At 51.2% G+C, this 1643-nt stretch carries 2 protein-coding genes; both read right to left on the reverse strand.

The window, feature by feature from the left end:
* Window positions 1-210: 210 nt before the first annotated feature.
* Window positions 211-1248: a Hint domain-containing protein gene (locus KUV39_RS18720; protein ID WP_244998473.1), complete on the reverse strand. Its 1038-nt coding sequence runs from the start codon at window positions 1246-1248 to the stop codon at window positions 211-213.
* Window positions 1249-1468: 220 nt separating this feature from the next.
* On the reverse strand, window positions 1469-1643 hold a 175-nt coding region (locus KUV39_RS18675), incomplete at its 5' end, for a transposase (RefSeq protein WP_222460645.1).

The raw sequence follows: 1643 nt of genomic DNA on the forward strand, positions 1-1643 counted from the left end.
GAAAGGCGCAAGTTTGCCCATCTGCTCATCGGTCAGCCAGAAAAGATCACTCATGTCACCACTCCTTTTCGGAGCCGTGAATCATGTAGCGAGACTGAAATCAATGCATCCTGACCCTAGGCCAGAATCGAGGTGCACAGATAGGGGTTATGAGGAACGTAGGAAGAACATAACTTGGTATGCGGCTAATACCTGGATCCGTGGCAGACGTCAAATGCTTGCCAGAAGAGGCTTCCTGTTTTTTCTATGGCGTTCTACGAGGTGTTTAACTTTTTTGATACTTCCCGGGATCAGTGCGGCTGGATGAGGATTGAACTCTGGCTTCGTAATTTCTGGAAAAAGTGTCGTTATCTCAGTGCGAGCTTCGGGCGAAAGCGCTTTGAGCCCCTCTGGGCCGATGAACAGGCTTTCAGTCGGGGCACCATTGGAGTAGATGATCTGATGCTGATCGAACAGAATGTGAAAGTACTCAACTTCCCGAAAGTCATCCGCAATCTCGATGCCGTCAAGGCTAACGAGTTTGATTGCAGGGACCAGAACTTCATCAATGCCAAAAACACGCTTTGCTATCACGGACTTTATCAACACCCGGTGTTGACGGGAGACAATGAGATCCTCGGTGGGAAGGTTGGACCCAAGTGCGCCAGCCTTGATGCGAACCGGCCGAAGTTTTGTATTTGCCATCAAGCCATATGAGGTGATTTTCCGAGATCCGATCCAGCGCACTACGTGCGCAGAGCCATCGTGGCAGACAACGCGGTCACCGACCTTCAGTTCCTCAACCGCAACATCACACCCGTCTTCCTTTTTGATCAGCGTGCCCGCACCAAAACATACGATAGATGAGTATGGCAACGTTCCGTCGGAATCGAGAAGCGACAGGGAGCGGCTGGTACTGTCGAATATCCAATCCGGTGCAGTGGACGTGAAGATAAACAGCTGCTCTACCGGGTTGCCAGCTGTCTGTGAGTAAACCTCCGTCACATCGTAAGTTTCCCCGGTATCGTTGTTTGTAAACCGAAAAATACCACGCGCACGGAACGTATCTCCAACGCCCAACTCCGAAACCGCAGATGAAACTATTTCCTGGTCGCCGTTTGTTTCGCTGGACGGGGCTTGCTCAATGTCATCGAGAATAGTGTCCCGGAATCCATCATCATCCCGAACAGTGACGGATCCAGCAAGCTGCAAGCCGTCGGAACCACCGATGTCGGTGATGCGAAAGATGTTGAAGGTGTAGTCGGGCAACTCGTAACCTCATTCATTTACGTTTAGATGAAACGAATCCTAAGCCAGAAACGGTATCACCCATAAATGTTTATTGTCGCTGAGAACTGACCCGGTATTTCACCGAGATTTGGCTCACCCTCAGTTATGCGTCGTGGTTTATGACGCGGTCAATGTTTTGGCCTCCTTTCGTGTTTTCTTTGCAGCCTCAGCGCTGGCCTTGAAGCGGTAGGGTCAGGATTCATAACCAATAGATGACGAGAGCCGCGAACGCGATGGCCGAGAGAAACACCTTGGGGCAGCGGTCATAACGGGTCGCGACACGCCTCCAATCCTTAAGCCTACCGAACATGATCTCGATCCGGTTGCGACGCTTGTATCTGCGCTTGTCGTATTTGACCGGCGTCTTGCGTTTC

It is taken from the genome of Phaeobacter italicus, from assembly GCF_019801785.1.
GTDB lineage: Bacteria > Pseudomonadota > Alphaproteobacteria > Rhodobacterales > Rhodobacteraceae > Phaeobacter > Phaeobacter italicus.